At 69.7% G+C, this 15295-nt stretch carries 10 protein-coding genes and 1 pseudogene; 7 read left to right on the top strand and 4 right to left on the bottom strand.

Going from position 1 to position 15295, the window contains the following annotated elements:
* Window positions 1–344 precede the first annotated feature (344 nt).
* A complete protein-coding gene (locus MUK52_RS30990) occupies window positions 345–2273 on the top strand; it encodes a DEAD/DEAH box helicase (RefSeq protein WP_350206308.1) in 1929 nt (642 codons plus the stop codon).
* Window positions 2274–2309: 36 nt separating this feature from the next.
* Window positions 2310–2855: a helicase associated domain-containing protein gene (locus MUK52_RS33230; RefSeq protein ID WP_350206306.1), complete on the top strand. Its 546-nt coding sequence runs from the start codon at window positions 2310–2312 to the stop codon at window positions 2853–2855.
* Between the two features lie 568 nt (window positions 2856–3423).
* Here the strand turns inward: MUK52_RS33230 and MUK52_RS30985 are convergent.
* The 3 genes from MUK52_RS30985 to MUK52_RS30975 all read right to left on the bottom strand — a co-directional run bounded on the left by MUK52_RS30985 (window position 3424) and on the right by MUK52_RS30975 (window position 4800).
* The gene (locus MUK52_RS30985) at window positions 3424–3852 is read right to left on the bottom strand and encodes a hypothetical protein (RefSeq protein ID WP_284581621.1); all 429 of its coding nucleotides are present in this window, start codon (window positions 3850–3852) and stop codon (window positions 3424–3426) included.
* Window positions 3853–3965: 113 nt separating this feature from the next.
* Entirely contained in the window at window positions 3966–4223 is a 258-nt protein-coding gene (locus MUK52_RS30980; RefSeq protein ID WP_284581620.1) for a hypothetical protein, read from the bottom strand.
* A 304-nt stretch (window positions 4224–4527) separates the two neighbouring features.
* Window positions 4528–4800, bottom strand: coding sequence for a hypothetical protein (locus MUK52_RS30975; protein WP_284581619.1), 273 nt, complete (start codon window positions 4798–4800; stop codon window positions 4528–4530).
* A gap of 375 nt (window positions 4801–5175) precedes the next feature.
* Here MUK52_RS30975 and MUK52_RS30970 point away from each other — a divergent pair, with 375 nt between their 5' ends.
* The 5 genes and pseudogenes from MUK52_RS30970 (at window position 5176) to MUK52_RS30950 (ending at window position 9977) form a co-directional block, all read left to right on the top strand.
* The gene (locus MUK52_RS30970; RefSeq protein WP_472912542.1) at window positions 5176–6699 is read left to right on the top strand and encodes a TnsB C-terminal domain-containing protein; all 1524 of its coding nucleotides are present in this window, start codon (window positions 5176–5178) and stop codon (window positions 6697–6699) included.
* Window positions 6689–7177 (top strand): ATP-binding protein, encoded by a 489-nt coding sequence (locus MUK52_RS30965; RefSeq protein WP_284581617.1) that lies wholly within the window; start codon window positions 6689–6691, stop codon window positions 7175–7177. The genes MUK52_RS30970 and MUK52_RS30965 overlap by 11 nt, the downstream gene beginning before the upstream one ends.
* A gap of 61 nt (window positions 7178–7238) precedes the next feature.
* Window positions 7239–7463: a hypothetical protein gene (locus tag MUK52_RS30960; RefSeq protein ID WP_284581616.1), complete on the top strand. Its 225-nt coding sequence runs from the start codon at window positions 7239–7241 to the stop codon at window positions 7461–7463.
* Entirely contained in the window at window positions 7463–8503 is a 1041-nt protein-coding gene (locus MUK52_RS30955; protein ID WP_284581615.1) for a hypothetical protein, read from the top strand. Before MUK52_RS30960 ends, MUK52_RS30955 begins: the two co-directional genes overlap by 1 nt.
* Before the next feature lie 209 nt (window positions 8504–8712).
* Window positions 8713–9977: pseudogene (locus tag MUK52_RS30950) on the top strand (IS256 family transposase).
* 142 nt (window positions 9978–10119) lie between these two features.
* On the opposite strand, the gene MUK52_RS30945 reads toward MUK52_RS30950, so the two are convergent.
* Window positions 10120–15024 (bottom strand): FG-GAP-like repeat-containing protein, encoded by a 4905-nt coding sequence (locus MUK52_RS30945; protein WP_284581614.1) that lies wholly within the window; start codon window positions 15022–15024, stop codon window positions 10120–10122.
* Between the last annotated feature and the right edge of the window lie 271 nt (window positions 15025–15295).

The raw sequence follows: 15295 nt of genomic DNA, 5'->3' as shown, positions 1-15295 counted from the left end.
GGCCTTCCGGCTTCGCCTCCAGTCCGAAGGGCCCGCAAGCGGGCCCGGCTGGCAGCAGCGGGAGGGTGGCGGTCTCTCTCGGCTGACGGGCTGTGGGATCCCCGATGGGGGAGAAGGTTCGGGGATCCGGTCCGCGGGGGTGCATCGTCGCGGTAGAGTCGAGTCTACATCAGGAGCAGATGTAGGTGTGTAGGATCCCGGGAAGTCTGGCACTCCCTCCCGGAGATTCTGGTGTGCTGTCTTCCAGTGCGCATCCGGTGCACGGGAATCGGATGGTGTGTACCAACCCGAGAAACCCGCGACTGCCCCGGACCTGAGACGCCTCTATTCGACGGAGAAAGCGAATGCAGAAGTCTGGTGGAATCACCCTCCGGCCTCATCAGGAGGAAGCGGTGGAGGCGATTGTCCGGGGGCTCGATATCCCGCCGGGAAAGCGGATCCCTAAGGCGGGTCTGCGGGCCACGGTGGTGGCGGCGTGCGGGACCGGGAAAACTCATATTGCCACCGCGGCCGCGCTGCGGCTGGCCCGGGGCGGGCGGGTCCTGGTGCTGCTGCCCACCTTGGACCTGCTGACCCAGACCGCCCGGGAGTGGCGTACGGCGGGGCACGACGGGCCGGCTGTCGCGGTGTGCTCGCTGGAGGACAACGTCGAGCTCTACGGGCTTCAGGTGCGGTCGACGACGTCGGCGCCGCAGCTCGCGCTGTGGCACGGCCGGGGGCCGGTGACCGTCTACGCCACCTATGCCTCCCTGCCCGTGATCGCCGAGGCGCACCGCGGGGAGTACGGGTTGCCGATGGAGGCCTTCGACCTGGTGGTCGTGGACGAGGCGCACCGCACGTCCGGGTCGGCGGGGAAGGCGTGGGCGGATGTGCACCGCCAGGAGGTGATTCCGGCGCGGCGCCGGCTGTACATGACGGCCACCCCGAGGATCTGGGCCGAACGCCCGCCCAGGACGCGGGCGCAGGAGCTGGAGCAGGCCGAGGAGCGGCGGCGGGAAGAGGAGGAGCGGCGGCGGAAAGCCGAGGCCGAGGGCCGGGTCTACGTGCCGCGGTCGCGGTGGGACCGGCTCCCCAAGGAGATGGCCTGCTCCATGGACGACCCGCGCGTGTTCGGGCCCGTCGTCTACGAGCTGTCGCTCGCCGACGCCATCGCCCGCGGGCTTTTGGCGAGGTATCAGGTCGTGGTCGCCGAGCTGGTCGACCCGGTCGTCACACCGCAGAGGCTCTACAGCGAGGAGCGGTGGGAGGAGCGGCTGCGCGGCCAGCGGCTGGCCGCGGTGCAGACGACGCTGCTGGAGACCATGGCCGAGCACGACCTGAAGACCACGATCACCTTCCACCACCGCACCGTCGAGGCGCAGGCCTTCGCCGAAGGCCTCGACCGCGTCGCCGCCCGGCTGCACGCCGTCGACCCCGTCCGGCACCCCGCCACGGTGTGGGCGGGGTGGCTGCGCGGGGAGCACGAGGCCGAGCACCGGGCCGCCGTGCTCGCCGACTTCGGCCGCCGGGCCGGCCGCGCCGTGCTCGCGAATTGTCGCGTTCTGGGGGAAGGCGTCGATATCCGGGCAGTGGACTCGGTAGCGCTGATCGACCCCAAGGGATCGGCCGTCGACATCGTGCAGGCCATCGGCCGGGCGCTGCGCCAGAAGCCAGGCCAGGGGAAGATGGCCACCTTGATCGTGCCCGTATTTTTGCGGGAGGACGAGAAACCCGAGGACATTCTCACCTCGAAATCGTACGGCCCTCTTATTCGCGTATTGAATGGGCTCCGGGCGCATGATGAGCGTGCCGTGGAAATGCTCGCAATTCCTCAGGAAAACCAGAAGCGCATCGTTCAGCCGTCGCCTCTGGTCGGGAGGGCGCCCGCCGAGGGCGAGGAGGAGAACCGGCTGCTGCTCCGGTTCGCGGTCCCCCGGGATCCGGCGCTGATCGCGAAGTGGATCAGCTACCAGGTCTTCAACACCGAGCGGCAGGACTGGCGTCGGGGTGTGGAGGCGGCCTTCCGGTACCGCGAGCGCGAGGGCGACCTCCAGGTGCCCTACGAGCACACCGAGGGCCCGTACCCGCTCGGGCGGTGGCTCTCCGACCAGCGCAGGGCGTACCGCGCAGGGACCATGACCGGGAGCGGGCGGCCGAGCTGGAGGCTCGGGATCGTGGGACACCGCGGACGCCGCCTTCGAGGAGAACCGCGGCCGCGCGGGCGTACCACCGGCTGCATGGCACCTCCCCCGCGGGCGCGGCGATCCTCGACGTCCAGGTCGGACAGTGGCTGACGAACGTGCGCCGGGCCGGCGGGCTGGAAGGACCCGGTGCGCGCCGAGCGGCGGGCGGCGGCGCTGGCCGCGATCGACCCCGACTGGAACCCCGCCGTACGCGGGTGGGCGGTGGACTGGCAACGCCACTACGCCTACCTCGCCCAGCTCCTGGCCGAAGGCGCCCGTTTGAAGGCCATCACCCCGGGGGTGACCCGGCACGGCGAGGACGTCGGCCGGTGGCTGGCCACCCAACGGCGGGACTGGGCCCGGCTGAACACCGAGCAGCAGGCCCGGCTCAGCAAGCTGGGCGTCACCCCCGCGCGGGTCGTACAGGTCCGCAGCGCGCCTGCGCAGAAGAAGCCGACCACCACGTCGGGCCGGAGCGCGGCGGCCTTCGAGGCGGGCGTACAGGCCCTCGCGCAGTACCTCGCCCGGGAGGGCGGCGGTACTCCGACGCTCCACGTCGAACGCCTCCCGGACGGGAGTGAGCACCGCACGGGCGTCTGGCTGGCCAACCAACGCCAACGCCGCGACCGGCTCAGCGCCGAGCAGCTGCAGGCGCTGGCCCACCTCGGCATCGACTGGGCAGCCGCGCAGTAGCGCCACATCCACATATTTCTATTCTCTCGAACAGAGAATCGCGAAGGCTATTAACGGAGAGGAGTTCTTGGCTCGACTCTAGACTCCGAAGTCCGCACTGTGTTCTTGGCAACTAACCGAACTCCACTCGGACAGCGCTAATTTGCGTACGCACCTGCTCCTGAATGGCCATCAATGTCGCCGCGGAGTTCCGGACAAGATCAGGACACCTCCGGACAAAGTGTCCGGACATGCCCGGACAAGATCAGGACACCATGTCCCACGCGCCCGTGCCCGGTTCCACAACGCTCACTACCCACCCCTTCGAAATGCACGGACATCGTCCGGACACGCTCAGGACGCGGTGTCCGCGACACGTCCGGACGCCCGCAGTCCGTTGAGGGCTTGGGCGCACCAGGACACCACCGGAAACGGAATCCGGATGGTGTCCGGACGCAATCCTCACTCGATCTCCCCCAAAAATAGTTGACAACAGTAAACAGGTGCCGCCAAGCAGGTATTCGTCAGGCGTGGACTACCTCGCCTCTGCCCTAGAGTTCCCCACAGCCGAAAGGCGACTTCAGAAGGATCAGAGAGGGGCAGCAGGATGAATCTGCTGGATCGGATCTTTAACCGAACAAAGACTGCACGACAGACATCGAGAACCCGTCCAAGCCAAGCTCGTATGCGGTTCATCGAGGGTTTCTCTTACGAACTCGGAGTCGCCGTTGTCGCCCTTCCCCTGTGGTGGCTGCGCATCCGTTACGGCGGCTGATCCACAAAGTGCCAGGGCCGAGCCTGCCCACCCCAGGCATGCTCGGCCGGCTCCCTGCGTGACGGCTTCCGAGATCCGGCCCCCATGGCCGGAGCGGTCACCAGCGGCCGGTGGGCCGGACGGTGGGGTCTGCAACTCGGCGACCAGCGCCCACAGGGCTTCCTGGCCGTAGCGGGCGATCATGAAGTCGATGACCGCCATGCCCGCGGTCGTGGGCATGGCGTCGATGAAGTGCTCGGCCACCAGGTCGGCGAACTCCCGACGCAACCGGGCACCACCACCGCATCAGCCACCGGCCCGCTCCCGTCCCCGCTCCGCCCACGCACCGATTCCCCGCCGCCCAGGGCCTGTGGCCATCACCGGTCCCGGCCCGCAGTCCGGGCGGGGGCCGGCTGCTGCCGGTGCGCGGGCACGGCGGGCTCCGAGGGCGCGGCCTGGCCGGGCGCGGCGCCGGTGGGGGTGGTGGTGGAGCGGGAGCGGGCGGCCGTCGCGGAGACGTGGGGGCCGTCAGGGATCGGGGCACCGGGCGGGGTGGTCAGGGCGCGCAGGACCTGGCCGACCATGCGGCCCGCGAGCTCGCCCAGCGGGCCCTGCTCCCAGGCAGGGTTGTCCATCAAGGCGGCCTTCAACCGGGCGCGCAGCCCCTGCTCTCCTTCCGGGCCGCGGGCGACGCCGGCCATGCGGGCCGCGAGCAGGGGCCAGGCCCCACCAGCAGGGGGGTCTCCCGTTCGGAGCCGATGTAGTCCTTCGCAATGTTCACCAGTCGGCTGTTCGCCGCCCCGCTGACGCCGAGCTGCTCAAGAGCGGCGGGTCGGTCGGACAGGTCCAGGTCGTTCGGAACGCCAGGCCTTCGGTCAGCGGCCCCACATCGCGCGGGCGTCCGCGCTCACCACCACCGGCTCCAGGGCCGGAGCCTGATCAGGAGCAGACGGGGGCGGGCGCCGGAGCGGCGGGGCCGACTGATTGGAGGCGGGGGCGGGCCGGGGCGGCGGGAACCCCGGCCGCGGGTCCGGCGGCCGGTGCGGCGGCGCCCTGTTGGGCCAGGAGCGCGGCGACAGCCTGGTCGACGCCGACGCCGTGGGCGTGCGCGGCAGTCAGGAAGGAGGCGACGTCGACACCCTGCTGGTCGAGATGGGCCGTCTTGGCAGCCATGTCCGGCCAGGCCGGGGAGGCCAGGATCGCGTCGCGCACCAGGCCGCCCGGCATCGCCTGCTTGAGCAGGCCCGCCCACCGGTCGGTACCCGCCGCGCTGATGCGCGCGGGGGGCCTCCACCGCCTGATAGACGGGTTTGGCCACGCCGCCGAGCTGGGGCAGGAACGATCCGCTCGTCCAGGCCGGGGTCGTGGTGGCGGCCGCAGCCGTAGCGGATGGCGATGGTTTGTGTCAGCCGTATGCCGATTCCGGTCAGTTGGGTGCCGAAGGACTGGGATACCTGGGACCAGGACGGCAAGGCCGTGCTGTCCAGTACTCGGGCAGAGGGGCCGCACATGCCGGGAAGCCGTGCCGAGGATCGGCAAGACGGTCCGATGGCCGTGTTCCCGCTGGCGTCGGGGCGGGCGGCGGCGATGCCCCGGCTGCTGGACCTCGACGGACGTGGAGAGCTGACGGCCGCGCATGTACGCCTGGTGGCTCAGGCGTTGGGGAAGTCGGAGCGGACGGTGTGGCGGTGGTTGGCCGCTGCCCAGGAGGATCACCGTCTCGCCCGGGTGGAGTCGTCCCGTTTCACGGTCACCACGGAGGTCCGGCGGCTGCTTGCGTTGTGGGGCGGGAACGCGTCCCGGGTCCACGCCGAGCTGGTGCAGCGGGCGGCCGAGGATCCAGACGCGCCCCCGGTACCGTCGCTCTCCACGTTGCACCGGGCGATCCGCCGGGACCTGACCCGCGGGGAACGGGCCGGCCTCAAGAGCGGGGAAGCGGCGCGGCGCGCGCATGACGTCTTCCGGCAGCGGCCGGCGACGCACCGCAACGCGGTATGGGAGGGCGACCACAAGCACGTGCCCGTCGAGGTGGACGTGGAGGGTGAGCTGGCCACGCCGTGGGTGACCTGGTTCATCGACTGCGCCACCAAGGCGATCACGGGGGTGGCGGTCACCGCGCACGCGCCGAGCCGGGACGCGGTGCTGGCGTCTTTACGGATCGCGATCACCCGCACGGAGCCGTTCGGGCCGGTGGGCGGGCTGCCCGGTCAGATCCGGGTCGACCGCGGCAAGGAGTTCCTGTGCCGGGCGGTCACCGCGGCGATGGGCGCGTTCGCCGTTCCCGTGACCGATCTGCCCGCCTACAGCCCGCACTTGAAGGGCACGATCGAGGCGCTGAACGACGCGGTGGAGGAGATGTTCCTCATCTCGCTCCCCCGCTACACCGGCCGCCAGAGACTCACCAGCGGTCGGCTCGCCGACCCCGAGGCTCCACCGCTCACCTACGAGGCGTTCGTGGGCCTGCTGCTGGACTGGGTGACCTGGTGGAACACCCGCCATCACCCGTCCGCGCTGCACGGGAAGACTCCCGTCGAGGCGTGGCAGGCTGATGCGACGCCGCTCACGGACGTGTCCGCGGGGCAGCTGGCGACGTTCGCCCTGGAGGACAACGGCCGCACGTACACGATCAGCACCAGTGGGGTGCGCTGGCGCCGCCGCGATTACCTCGCCCCGTGGATGAACGGCCGGACCGGCACCAAGGTCTCGGTACGACACCTACCCCACCACGACGACACCATCGAAGTCTTCGACGCCGCAACCGGCCGCCACCTCGGCTCTGCGTTCCTGGCCGCCGCGGCGAGCCGGGAGCAGATCCGCTCCGTCCAGGCAGCACGCACAGCGGCCGCCCGGCGGCTCAAGGCCGATCTGAGGGCTGCAGAGAAGCTGCGCCGGCGGCGCTTCGAAGCCTCCACCACAGCAGCCCCGCCTCGTCCACTCGTCGCACCGACCTCCGCACAGGCGGAAGAGGAGCTGGCAGCAGCGGCGCAGACGGACCGCCGTGCGCTGGCCCGTCCCGACTTGGTTCCGCACGGCCCCGCACCCGATACCTGGGCCCGCCCCAGGACGGCGCGCACATCCACTCCTGAAGAGGACCACGCTGATGATCGCTGATCTGGACTACGGGCTGCTGCCCGACGAGAGCGAAGACCACTTCCTGGGCCTGGAGCAGGCCCAGCTGGTCGGCACCGACACGCTGCTGACCACCCGGGACAACATCGAGGCCGTCATCGAGGCGAAGGCCATGATGTGCGTCTACGGGCCGGCCGGATCCGGCAAAACGATGTCGGTGGACTCCGCCCTGCGCCACCTCGCCCCGGACATCACCCACCGCCTGGAACTACGGGCCGGACCGACCCCCAGGGACATCCGCCACGGTCTCTTCCAGGCGCTGGGGCTGCCCGGTGAGCCGCCGACCCGCCCGATCGAGTTCGACACCCTCCTCAAGGAAACGCTCGCCGAGGAGTTCCGGGTCCTGGTCTGCGACGAGGCGCAGTGGATGAAGAAGACCGGGTTCGAGTTCTGGCGCCACCTGTGGGACGACAAACGCACCAACATAGCCGTGATCTTCGCCGGAGGCGACGGCTGCTAAGGTCCTACGCCGCGAACCCATGCTGGCGTCCAGGATCTTCATCTGGCAGGAGTTCACCCGCATGTCCAAAGACGAGGTCCGGGCCACGATCCCAGCCTTCCACCCCGTCTGGGCAGACGTCGACACCGCGTTGATCGACGCGATCGACAAGCAGGCCGCCCACGGCAGCTTCCGCAACTGGGCCAACATCACCACCCACATCCTCTCCGGCATGAAGAAACTGAACCTCGCACAGGTCGACGAAGACCTCGTGCGCTGGGTCTACAGCAAGATCGGCGGCATGTAGTGACGGCCGGCGGCCCCCCGGCCGTCACTGTCCTCATCGACAAAGACGACCACCCCGCCTGGACGGCCGCCGCGCATACCGCACACGAACCTGCCCTGGGGCGTCTGACCGTCGACCCCAGCCCCGCCAACGGCGCGCCCGCCGCCCTCGCCCACGACCTGCTCTCCGCCCTGGGAAAACGCCTCCCCCAGGGCGGAGAAACCTACGGGACATGGGCCGACTCCCAGCGCCCCGCCTGGGACGCCGTCGCCGCCTGGATCCTCACCCACCGCATCAGACATCTCATCGTCTGCCGCACCGACCGCCTGACCACCGCCCGACAGAAACAACTACTCGCCCTGCGCGAACGCTGCGGCATCCACCTCACCCTCCTGTGGCACCGGCCCGCCGGCCCAGCCCTGAGAACCCTCCTCGAACAGACTCCGTGCCACCTCATCGACACCCTCCCCCAGGCCCGTGCTGTCCTGGACCGCACGAAACACTCACCAGACGCCACGCGAAGCGCCGGACAGCAAGCGACCGCCGGACCAGCCTCCGGCCTGGCCGACGCGCCGTGGATCACCTCCCCGGCATGGCCCAACGGCGTGGTGACAGACCGTCCGAAACGCGCCGGGTGCCCGGGCGCGCCCGTGCTCACCTCCGCCAAGAGCGGGGCACCGCCAGCGCCAGGGCATGACCGCACGCCGGCAGACGTCCTCGCCGCCCGGCTGAACACTGTGGCGCACCCCCTCCACGCGACGGCCCTGACCATCCACGCGGTCACCAGGGCAGACATCAGCCGGCTCGCGCTGATCCGCGGCATCGACATCAACGAAACGGCGACCGCCGTCAAAGTCCACGACAGCACAACCCACCGCCGATGCCGGCTCCACGCCCTCCCCACCTGGGCGCGCCGCCTCGTACGCGCCGCCGGCATCCACGGACAGCTCAAGGGCCGTGCACCGGACAGTCCGCTCTTCCCCCTCATCACGGCCCAGGACGGCCAACAACTCCGCCTCACCGCAACGGGAATCCGCTACAGCCTGAAACCCACACCGTAGAAGGCGACACTGGCGGCCCCATCCCCACCGCCGGCACCCAGCCACAGCCACAGCTACCCTGACCACCCGATGCTGTACCGACCGGCAACCGATTGACCCGCATCATCAGCAACAACGTCAGCACCGGATCGGCATTTATGTCATCGCTCGAACCACTCACCGCGACGAGCTGAACAGCAAGGACAGCGCGCCAACGGACTGACATCACGATGCCGAACCACCACCGACAAAAACCCGCAGATCATCAGGTGGACGGCCGGCTGATTGATGAGCTGGTGTCCCGTGCCCAGGCCGAGGGCGTGCAGCTGACCGGTGAGGGCGGGCTGCTGCAGCAGTTGACGAAGCGGCTGCTGGAGTCTGCCCTGGAGGGTGGGATCACCGACCATCTTGGCTATGACAAGCACGACCCGGCAGGGAAGAACGGCGGCAACTCCCGCAACGGCACCCGCGCGAAGACCGTCCTGACCGAGGTCGGGCCGGTGGAGATATCCGTGCCCCGCGATCGCGACGGCTCGTTCGAGCCGAAGATCGTCAAGAAGCGGCAGAAGCGCCTGTCCGGCGTGGACGAGATGGTCATCTCCCTGTCCGCGAAGGGCCTGACGACCGGTGAGGTCCAGGCCCACCTGGCCGAGGTCTATGGCGCCGAGGTCTCTCGCCAGACGATCTCGACGATCACCGACAAGGTCCTCGAGGGCATGGCCGAATGGCAGAGCCGGCCCTTGGACGGCGTCTATCCGGTGGTGTTCATCGATGCGGTCCACGTGAAGATCCGTGACGGAGCCGTCGCCAACCGGCCTGTCTGCGTCGCCCTGGCCGTCACCGTCGAAGGCCGCCGCGACATCCTGGGCTGTGGGCCGGCGACGGCGGCGCGGGCGCCGAGCACTGGATGCACATCCTCACCGAGATCAAGAACCGCGGCGTGAACGATGTCCTCATGCTCGTCTGCGACGGCCTGAAGGGCCTGCCCGACGCGGTCGAGACCGTCTGGCCGAGGACGATCGTGCAGACCTGCGTGGTCCACCTGCTGCGGAACTCCTTCCGCTATGCGGCCCGCCAGGACTGGGACAAGATCGCCAAGCTCCTCAAGCCGGTCTGCACCGCCGCGACCGAAGAGGCCGCACTCGAGCGGTTTGCGGAGTTCGCCGACGCCTGGGGCAGGAAGTATCCGGCGATCGTCCGGCTCTGGGAGAACGCCTGGGAGGAGTTCACCCCGTTCCTGCGGTTCGAAACCGAGATCCGCCGCATCGTCTGCACCACGAACGCGATCGAGTCCGTGAACGCCAGGATCCGGCGAGCGGTCAAGGCCCGCGGACACTTCCCGAACGAGCAGGCCGCCCTGAAATGCGTCTACATGGCGATCACGTCCCTCGACCCCACCGGGAAGGGCCAGGCCCGCTGGACCATGCGTTGGAAGACCGCTCTGAACGCCTTCGACATCACCTTCGACGGCTGGCTTTCCGCAGTCCGTCACTAACCCCACCCACCGCCGTTACACCGTTCGATTGACAGACCCGGGCCGGCGGCCCCTCACGGTCTGAGCACGACGAGGCCCCGCACCGTACGCGACGGTGCGGGGCCTCGGCCAGCTCTTCGGCAGGGCCTGACCTACGCGGTGCTCACCACGTGCCGGGCAGGGTCTGCCAGCTCAGGAAGCCGTTCTCGAACCCGCCGTCGGGCCGGCTCTTGAACGTGAACGCGCCGGTGGCGCCGCTGTGGTAGTTGTACATGCTCATCACGTCGTCGCGGCCGTCACCGTCCGCGTCGCCCGAGACCGGCATGCCGGCGCTGGAGGCGTACCAGTACTTCTCCGGCGTGTCCCAGCTGCGCACGGCGGTGCCCACCGTGCCGTCCGGCTGGGCGAGCAGCGTGGACAGCGAGGCGTGGCCGTCGCCGTGGTCGTACATCAGGGCGGCGTCGTCGCGGCCGTCCCCGTTGTAGTCGCCGACCGTGAACTTCGTCCGCGCGTAGTCCCACTGCTCCTTGGTCTGGGTCCAGGACTTGACCGGTGCCGCGAAACCGCCGTTCGCCTGGGCCGGGAAGGTGAACATCGCCACGCCGCCGGCCGTGTAGCCGTACAGCGCGAGGATGTCGTCGCGGCCGTCGCCGTTGGTGTCACCGGCGCGGAACGTGGCGTGGAAGATCCACCAGTTGCCGGCGGCGACCTTCCAGCTGGCGACGGCGGAGTTGAAGGTGCCGTCACCCTTCGAGGTCCACGTGTGCAGCCCGGCCGCGCCGCCGCCGTAGTCGTAGACCATGGCGATGTCGGCCTTCTTGTCGCCGTTGAAGTCACCGGCGAGGTAGATGCCCTTGGACCAGTCGAAGTTGCCCTTCGCGGCCGTCAGGCCCTTGACCGGGGTGAAGGTGCCCGTCGCGTTCGACACGAACGTCCACAGCGCGTTGGAGCCGTCGGCGTAGCCGTACACCGCCGCGATGTCCGTGCGCCCGTCGCCGTTGAAGTCACCGGTCACCCACTTGGCGCGGGCGTACGAGAAGCTGCCCTTGCCGCTGGTCCAGCGGACGGTCGGCTCCTCGAAGCCGCCGTCGGCGCGGGCGTCGAGCACCCACAGGGCCGTGGTGTTGTCACCGTAGTCGTAGACGGTGGCCATGTCCGTGCGGCCGTCGCCGTTGAAGTCGCCCGACAGGTCGGTGCGCAGGTGCGCCGTGCGGTCGCCGGGCTGGTGCTCGACGGCCGCGCCCGTCGTCCGGTTCCAGCGGATGTACCCCTTCTGGAAGTCCTCGCGCAGGCCGCCCGCGACATCGTACTCGTCGGAGGTCGGGTACCCGAGGGCGCCCCGCTCGGCGTCCAGCGCGAGCCACTTGCTGCGGATCCCGCCGTGCACCGACCAGGCGCCGGTGGCCCTGGTCCAGAAGATGGAACCGGTCTCGCCCGTCTCGGAACGCTGACGGAAGTGGTTGTAGCGGCCCACCTTGTCCGCCGCGACCCGCTCGTCGGTGACCGGGTAGCCGAGGTAGCCGGCCGGGCCGCCGAGGGACATGTACTTGGCGAAGACGGCCCCGTGGACCTCGAAGGAACCGGTGTCCTTCGAGTAGAAGATGCCGCCCTTGCCCCCGGTGGGAGAGGAGAAGGTGTTGAACCGGCCGCCGTCAAAGGTCGGCGACTCGTCCGAGGTCGGGTAGCCGAGGATGCCCTTCTCCGCGCCGAGGGCGAGCCACTTGGCGCGGATCGAACCCCATACCACCCAGGCCCCGGTACTCGGGTGCCAGTAGATGGAGCCGTTGTCCGCCGTCTGGCCGATGCCGCGAATGTTGATGTAGCGGCCGACCCCGTCGGGGGCGACGAGCACGTCGGTCGAGGGGAAGCCGAGCTTGGCGGTGCCGCCCTTGGCCAGGAACTTGGCCAGGATCGGACCGCACAGGCTGTGCTTGCCGGTGCCGGTGGAGCTGAACTCCCGGCACTCGGACCACGAGGTGCCGCCGAGGACCAGCTGGCGGCCGGCGCCGAAGGCGGAGCCGCCGGCGGGGGCGCGGCCCGGGAACTCGGTGATCCGGCCGTCGCCGTCGCGTGACCACAGGTCCGCGAAGCCGTCGCGCTCGAAGTCGCCGTTGCTCGTCAGGTGCGCGTACGCCGCGCCGGTGAAGCCGCTGCCGAGGGAGGTGGCGCGCACCGCCGGGTCGGCGTAGAGCGTCAGGTCCACGGCCGTCGGCGAGGCCGGGTCGGTGGCCGGACGGCTGGTGTACTGGTGGATTCTGCCGGACACGGTGTCCCGGGCCCAGATCTCGGGGAGCCCGTCGCCGTTGAGGTCGCCCGGCGCCATCAGCGTCATGTTCTTCCAGTCGGCGTTGCCGAGCAGGATGGGCTCGCTGATCGCGTCGAGGAAGCCGACCGGGGAGCCGAGGTACAGCCACAGCTGGTCCCCGGACTTCACCAGCAGGTCGGGCTGGTCCGCCTTCTTCGGGTCGCCGGCCTTCTCGACCTCGACGACCTGGCCGTCACTGTTGTCGTCGTTGACGCTGCCGATCGCCAGGACCTGCTCGGCATTGGCCCAGTGGTCGTCGGCGTCGGGGTTGCCGACCTGGAGCTCCATGCGCTCCGCGTCGGCCTCCTCGATGTCGCCGTTGCCGCGGCCGGGGTAGACATAGAGGTTCTTGCGCGAGTTGTCCGGGCTCGGCTGCAGGGTGACGAGGTCCTCGTAGTAGTCCTCGTTCCAGCTGCCGCGGTGGGTCAGCGAGGTGACGTCCGCGAAGGAGCCGCGGTCGAGCTGCCGGGACAAGCCGAACGTGCCGTCGCCCTTGCCGGGGTGCATCCACAGCTCGCCGGAGCCCGGGTCCACGCTCCACATGTCGACGTTGCCGTCGCCGTTGAGGTCGCCCGGCTTGTCACGCGTCGGGAAGCGCTTGGCGTAGAACAGGTACTCCTTGAGGTCCGACGGGTTGCCCGAGCCGTCGACGCTGCGCACGAACAGGCGCTGCGGGCCGGCTGTGGTCGGCTCGTAGGGGATCTCGACGGAGCCGCCCGCGGCGGCCGCCCGCTTCTCCTCGACCTTGGGGTTGGAGTCGGTCCAGTAGCGGTAGGCGACGACGTCCTTGACGCCGTTGGCGCCCAGCGTGAAGGTGCCCTTGGTCCGGACGAACGGGACCTTCTCCGGGTCGTCGGTGTTCTCGGGGAACTGCGCCGACGTCACGCTCGGCCGCTTGTCGGGCCGGGTGCGGTCGAAGGTGAAGGTGCACTGGCCGGCCCACGGGCCGGTGGTGACGCCGTCCAGGGTGCGCACGTCCCAGCGGTAGGTGCCGTCGAGCTTGGCGGCCGGGATGGGCAGCTGGGCGATGTTGCCGTTGGTGACCTTGACCTTGGTCTTGACCGGGCCGTCCCCCACCTTCCAGTAGTGGAACTCGGCGTAGAGGGAGTTGTCCTCCTTGTCCGTGATCCGGGCGCGCAGGACCACCTGGTCGGTGATGCCGATCACGCCGCCGGTGCACGGCACGGACGGGTCCGTGGAGCGCTCCTTGGGGGCCGGGGGCGGGGTGTTGAACTTGGTCGAGATCCGGGCGCTGTTCGGGTCGAGCTTGCGCCAGGAGACGTCGACGGTGTCCTTGGCGGCCTTCAGGCCGAAGGTCCAGCTGCCCCAGTGCTTCTTCGCGGCCTCCGCCACGGCGGACTTGACGTTCAGCTCGATCAGGTCGCCGTCGCCGGGGCAGTTGCGCCCGCCGTAGGACTGACCGGTGGCGTCCACGAGCCGCTGCCAGTCGGGCTGGTTGTTCCAGGTCGTGGACTTGGAGATGGTGCCGGTGTCCCAGACCTGGATGTCACCGGACTTGCAGCTCCAGGAGCCGGCCGACTTCTGCTTGATGCGCAGTGTGGACTCCAGGATCTGCTTGTCCCAGTAGTCCTTCATGCCGACCTGGAAGAAGGTCTTGGCGCAGATGACGGCGTTGCCGTTCCGGGCGTCCTTGGCGCAGCCGACGCGGGCGTCCTTGCTGAGCGTGCCGCCGTTCCAGTAGTTGGTGCCGGCCGAGGACGGGAAGGCGTTGTGCTTGTACGCGATCGTCCACGCCGTCTTCCACGCGTCCCAGGTCGGGTCGATGACCACCGGGTACGTCGTGCCGGCCGCGTCCAGCAGTTGCCTGTCGGGCGTCAGCGTGAGCTTCTCGCCCTTGAGCTCGACCCCCAGGTCGGCCTGCTTGGTGCCGTTCGTGATGCCCTGGGGCGCGGCGGCGGCCGGGCCGAAGGCTCCGGGGGCCGAGCGCAGGAACTTCGTCCCCGGCGCGGCCGGTACGGCGCCCGCCTGCGGGTTCTCGCCGCCGGCGTCCCACATCTGCGGCTTGGCCGAGCCGAAGACGGTCTGGCCGGCCGGGTCCACCGCGTGCAGCTGGCCGTCGGCCTCGGCCCGTATGCTCAGGCCCTCGCCCTTGAGGGTGAAGTCGAGCCGCGACAGGGCCGGGTTGGCGGCGGCCTCGCGGGACTTGACGATCAGGGCGTGCGCGAAGCTGTCCACGTGCGCCGTGACGCGCAGGTCCACGCCCGGGAGCACCTCGGGGTAGAGGGCGGTGTTGCCCTCGACCGTGGGAGCGGGGAGCGGCTTCGGCCAGGAAAGAGAAACGTTCCTTCCGTTTTTCGACATCACGGCGAGGGGCGCGTCACCGCCGCCGGAAAAGGCCAGCCCGATGTCCGCCGCCTTCGGCGTCAGCGTGCCGTTCTTTCCCCGTTCGAGGGTGGCGTCCGCCGGAATCAGCTTTCCCGCCTTGCGGACCCGTACGGGTACGAGGGCGCGTTCGGCCGTGAAGGTCCCGTCCGGATTCGCCCAGACCTCGTCCGTCTCGGTGCGCTGCCCGACGATCTCGACCGGCTTGCCGGTCCGCTTGGCCTCGACCGCCGCCTTGTTTCCCTCGCCCGCGGCCGCCGCGCCTTCCGTCCCGGTGGTCTTTCCGGTCTCCCCGGCCGCGGCGGCCACGGGGGCGACCCCGATCAGGCCCACGGTCAGCGCAAGCGTCGTGACCAGCGCCGACACCTTCCAGCGGGGTGGCGGATCGGTGGCGCGCAGGCGCGCCAGAGGTGGTCTCACGAATGTTCCTCAATGTCGATCCGTGCGTCCGGGAGAACGGCTCGGGCGCACGTGTGTTTTTGCGGTCGCCCGAGCTTCTCATGGGATGCGCGTGGGGATTAGTATTCGGAATTCCACCCTCCGTTTCACCCTACACGTATGCCCGTTTTGGCCACTTCTGCGGGCCGGAATAAATGATTCCGGCTGGTGGTGGTCCGGGGCCCCGACAGCTGCTGTTACGTTCTCGGGAGTTGTTCGAAAGCGTGTATATTCTGATTCACGCGCGACCTGT

This window comes from Streptomyces sp. 2P-4, from assembly GCF_030167965.1.
Classification (GTDB): Bacteria; Actinomycetota; Actinomycetes; order Streptomycetales; family Streptomycetaceae; genus Streptomyces; species Streptomyces globosus_A.
This window is presented reverse-complemented; position numbering and strand designations above follow the sequence as displayed.